General features: G+C 42.4%; 4 protein-coding genes. 1 reads left to right on the top strand and 3 read right to left on the bottom strand.

The window, feature by feature from the left end:
• Positions 1–287: peptide-methionine (S)-S-oxide reductase MsrA (gene msrA / locus ON073_RS20045; RefSeq protein ID WP_274763643.1), on the bottom strand; the 287-nt coding region annotated here is incomplete at its 3' end.
• A gap of 65 nt (positions 288–352) precedes the next feature.
• On the opposite strand from msrA, the gene ON073_RS20040 reads away from it, so the two are divergent.
• The gene (locus ON073_RS20040) at positions 353–1,051 is read left to right on the top strand and encodes an SDR family NAD(P)-dependent oxidoreductase (RefSeq protein ID WP_274763642.1); all 699 of its coding nucleotides are present in this window, start codon (positions 353–355) and stop codon (positions 1,049–1,051) included.
• 28 nt (positions 1,052–1,079) lie between these two features.
• Here ON073_RS20040 and ON073_RS20035 read toward each other — a convergent pair whose 3' ends face one another.
• Both ON073_RS20035 and ON073_RS20030 read right to left on the bottom strand, forming a co-directional pair.
• Positions 1,080–4,169 carry an efflux RND transporter permease subunit gene (locus ON073_RS20035; protein ID WP_274763641.1) on the bottom strand — a complete coding sequence of 1,030 codons (3,090 nt, stop codon included), beginning with the start codon at positions 4,167–4,169 and terminating at the stop codon, positions 1,080–1,082.
• On the bottom strand, positions 4,166–4,828 hold a 663-nt coding region (locus ON073_RS20030; protein WP_274763640.1), incomplete at its 5' end, for an efflux RND transporter periplasmic adaptor subunit. The genes ON073_RS20035 and ON073_RS20030, both read right to left, overlap by 4 nt.

Below are 4,828 nucleotides of genomic sequence, written 5' to 3'. Positions count from 1 at the left end.
ACGCTACGGTATTGCGTGCCAATATCGTTACCTTGGCGGTTAAGTTGCGTTGGATCGTGCAAATCAAAAAAGATTTGTAGCAATGTTGAATAGCTAATTACTTGTTCATCAAACTCAATTTTTACCACCTCAGCATGACCCGATAAGCCTGTACAAATATCTTGATAGGTCGGATTTTCAATATGCCCGCCGCTATACCCCGAAGTAACAGAATGTATTCCTTTTAAACGGCGAAATGCGGCGTCAATACACCAAAAGCAGCCGCCACCAAAAATTGCTGTTTGCATTATTGTTTAATCTATTTGGTTTTTAGTTTCGTACAGATTATGACAGACAGACAAGGGACGGCAAGATGAAAAAAAGTTTAATTATTGGGGCGGGTGGCATTGGCCTTGCTGTTGCTGAGCAACTTTATCAAGATAAACAGCACAGCATTACCATTATTACCAGCAATAAGTCGTTAGTTAATGATAAGCGTTTTAATGTGATGTTGGTCGAAGAACACAGTGAAGAGCAAGTGGCGAGCTGCCTTGCGACCCTATCAATCAAATTCGATTGGGTATTTTGTTGTTTAGGTATGCTTCATCAAGGTGACATTCAACCAGAGAAAAACCTTTCGCAGTGGCGCGCTGAGTCGGCGATGGCATTAATGCATGCCAATGCATTTGCGCCTTTAACCTATTTGGTGCACTTGCAAAAACGATTAGCAGCTAACTGCAAACTCGCTTTTTTATCAGCTCGTGTAGGCAGTATTAGCGATAACCGTTTAGGTGGTTGGTATAGCTACCGGATGGCTAAAGCTGCACTAAATATGGCAATTAAAACAGCGAGTGTAGAACTTGCCAGAAGCAATAAGGAAATGTGTGTCTTTGCCTTTCATCCCGGCACTACAGACACCAAGTTATCTAAGCCATTTCAGCGCAATGTACCAGCAAACAAACTATTTACTGCCGAGTTTAGTGCGGAATGTTTAATTCGTTTAATGTCACAAGTGAATGTAAAAGATAGCGGACGATTTTTTGCTTGGGATGGGCAAGAAATAGAGTGGTAGCTTAGGATTAAGCTACCACATTGTAAAATTAAAGCGGGTGTTTATTTGCCTGCTGGGAAATTTCTTTTTCTGTCGCTTCAGGTGATTGCGTATTGCGTGCCAGCATGTAATACGCACTTGGAATGACAAACAGTGTTAGCAAAGTGGCTACCACCACACCGGTTAAAATCACAATACCAATTACCATACGGCTTTCAGAACCCGGGCCTGACGCCAACACCAGTGGAACCGAGCTCATTACTGTTGTTAAAGACGTCATAATAATTGGGCGTAGGCGCTGTTTTGATGCACTAATTAATGCCTCGGTAAAAGCGACACCTTTATCGCGCAGTTGGTTGGCAAATTCCACAATTAAAATACCATTTTTGGCACTTAATCCTATCAACATCACGATACCAATTTGGCTATAAATGTTGAGGCTGGAATTAGTAAAGAACAGCCCTGAAAGGGCACCAACTAAACCGAGTGGTACTGTAAGCATAATCACTAATGGGTGCACAAAGCTTTCGAATTGTGCAGCTAAAACTAAGAAGGTCACTGTTAGCGCTAAAATAAATACATAGGTCATTGCAGATGCGCCTTCATAGAACATCTGTGATTCGCCTTTGTAATCTATTGCTCCTTCAATATCGTTTTCTTCCATTGCAACGTCATTCAAGAAATCCAGTGCTTCAGCAAGTGAGTAACCCGGTGCTAAGTTGGCACTAATGGTAATCGCTCGCATACGGTTGTAACGATTTAAACGTGCTGCGGTTGCTTGTTCGCCAATGGTAATAAGGCTATCTAGCGGTACTAAGTCATTGCTACGTGATTTTAGATAAATCGATGAAATGTTTTTAGGATCTGAAAAGTCAGCCTTGGTGCCTTTTAAAATCACATCATATTCTTCACCGCGATCTATAAACGTAGTAACGCGGCGCTGACCTAACATTGACTCTAATGTGCGACCAATTTGCGACACGCTGATACCGAGATCAGCAGCTTTATTTTTATCAATGCTCACTAAAAATTGTGGGAAAGTTTCTTTGTAATCGTGATCTAGACGAACAAGACCTTTATTCTCACGAGCACGTGACAAAATGCGATCGCGCCAGCTGACGAGTTCTTCGTAACTGTTACCTTGAAGAACAAACTGAATAGGGCGACTATTACCGCGGCCACCTATACCAGAACGCATAATAGCAAATGCGCGCACGTCTGTTACATCAGTAAGCTTTCCACTAATTTCGCCCATCACTTGCCAAGTATCACGCTTTCGCTCATCCCAATCAGCCATACCAACAATAGCAACACCACCACGGCCGCCCCAACCAGGCACGCGGATAAGCACACGACTTAACTCACCGTTTTCTTGGTAAGGCATTAATTTATCTTCAATTTGCGCCATGTTTTTTGCATTATTTTCATAGCTTGCACCTTCAGGGCCATTCATCATAATGAAGAAGGTGCCACGGTCTTCTTTTGGCGTAAGCTCAGAGGGCAACTGCTTAAAGAGTAAGTAACTGGCAAGACCTGCAAAAATAAGTAGCAGTAGCATGCTCTTAGAGCTGGCTACATTATTTCGTAGCAGCTTTTCATAGCCATTTTCTACCTTGCTAAACAGCGCATCAATTTTATGGCTAAAAGCGGATTCTTTTTCGCTTGGTTTAAGAATTTTTGAACACAGTGCAGGAGATAAAGTGAGTGCCGTGACACTTGAGAAAATCACTGCAGCACTGGTCGCCATAGCAAACTCAGTAAATAAGCTGCCGATGCGTCCTTCCATAAATACCAAAGGCACAAATACTGACACCAATACCAATGTGGTAGCAACAATCGCAAAGCCAACTTCGCGCGCACCGCGATATGCAGCAAGCAGTGGAGGTTCGCCTAACTCAATTCGGCGGTGAATATTTTCGAGCATTACAATGGCATCATCCACAACTAAACCAATAGCAAGTACCAGTGCCAGTAAGGTAAGTAAGTTGATTGAATAACCCATACCATACAAAAAGGTAAAGCTGCCAATTAACGCTACAGGTACCGTAATTGCGGGAATTATGGTTGCGCGTACACTGCCTAAAAATAAAAATATCACAGCAACAACAAGAGCCATTGCAATTGCTAAGGTGCGGTATACTTCTGTAATTGATTCGCGAATAAAAATCGATGAATCATAGCTGTCTTGAATGGTTGTACCCTCAGGTAAAGAACGCTTAATTTTTTCAATTTCTTCGCGCGCTTTTTCAACCACAGTTAGAGTGTTAGCTTTAGCTTGTTTAATCACGCCAAGGCCAATCATATCTTTACCGTTACCACGGAATAGGTTTTCTTCGTCAACTGCTTCTAATCGCACGTCGGCAACTTCTTTTAAGCGAACAAGGTAACCATTATCACCACGTTTTATTACTAGATTTTGGAAGTCATCTTGCGATTTATAGCTGCGTGCAATACGCACAGTAAAGTCACGGTCAACGGACTCAATCTCACCTGCTGGTAACTCTACGTTTTCTTGTCGTAGAACACGTTCGATTTCATCTGCTGTTACGCCTTTTGCCGCCATTGCATCGCGGTTTAACCAAACTTTCATTGAGTATTCGCGTTGACCGCCGAGTCTAACGTTTGCCACGCCATCAACTACGGCAAGTCTGTCGACAATATAGCGCTGTGCATAATCAGATAGTTGCAACGAATTCATTGAAGTGCTGTTAAGTACAAACCAGGCAATTGGGCTTTCATCGCTGTCGGATTTAGATACTTCTGGTGGGCGTACTTGCTCAGGTAAGCTATCGAGTGCGCGTGAGACGCGTTCGCGTACATCGTTTGCTGCAGCATCAATATCACGGTCGATATTAAATTCAATGGTGATATTTGAGCGACCATTACGGCTAGAGGAGTTAATGCTTTTTACACCTTCAATACCAGAAATTCGGTTTTCCAGTACTTGGGTGATTTTAGTTTCGATCACTTCAGATGATGCGCCAGTGTAGCTGGTGCTAACTGATACAATAGGTGTATCAATATCTGGGTATTCTCGAAGTGGCAGCATTGAGAAAGCCACCAAACCAAAAGTAAGTAACAGTAAGTTAATTACAGTAGCAAAAACCGGTCTTTTAACTGAAACGTCGGTGAGAATCATTTCAGCATCTCCTTCACGCTCACTAGGCTACCCGGTCTTACTTTAATTATGCCTTCAGTAACAACTACTTCGCCTTCTGTTAAGCCGCTACCAATGGCAACCCAACCACCGCGACGTATACCAATTACCACTTGGCGTTTTTCAATTTTTTCTTCATTTACTACATAAACAAAGTGCTTATCTTGTTGAGGGATAAGTGACTTCTCTGGCACCATCAAAGTGTTTTCAGCACTTAACTCTAACTGGGTGTAAAGTAACATACCGGTACGTAATGCATTATCTTTGTTATCAAAGCTAGCGGTGATTTTTACACTACGAGTCGCAGAATCAATGCGACTTGCGATATGGGATACTTTTCCGCTAAAAGTCTTAGTTGGATATGCTGGGCTTGTAGCCGTTACTGTCATACCGATAGATAGTTGTGCTAGGTATTTTTCCGGTACGTTAAAATCAGTTTTGATAATACTGGTATCATCGAGCGTAGTAATTTCAGTACTGGTGTTTACAAACGTGCCCTTTGACACTTCACGCAGTCCTAATGAACCACTAAAAGGGGCATGAATTTTCATTTCTGAAAGTTTAATTTTTGCGCTTGCAAGTTGTGTTTTAGTTGCTTCAAAACTTGCTTCTTGCTCATCAAGCGCTGAGCGTGCGGTCGC

This window comes from Pseudoalteromonas sp. G4 (genome assembly GCF_028875915.1).
Taxonomy (GTDB): domain Bacteria; phylum Pseudomonadota; class Gammaproteobacteria; order Enterobacterales; family Alteromonadaceae; genus Pseudoalteromonas.
Note: the sequence above shows the minus strand (reverse complement) of the source record. Positions and strands in the feature narration are given on the sequence as shown.

Excerpts from the sequence above, each read along its gene's own strand:
- ON073_RS20040 (WP_274763642.1), top strand. The coding sequence starts at position 353 with ATGAAAAAAAGTTTAATTATTGGGGCGGGTGGCATTGGCCTTGCTGTT.
- ON073_RS20035 (WP_274763641.1), bottom strand. The coding sequence starts at position 4,169 with ATGATTCTCACCGACGTTTCAGTTAAAAGACCGGTTTTTGCTACTGTA.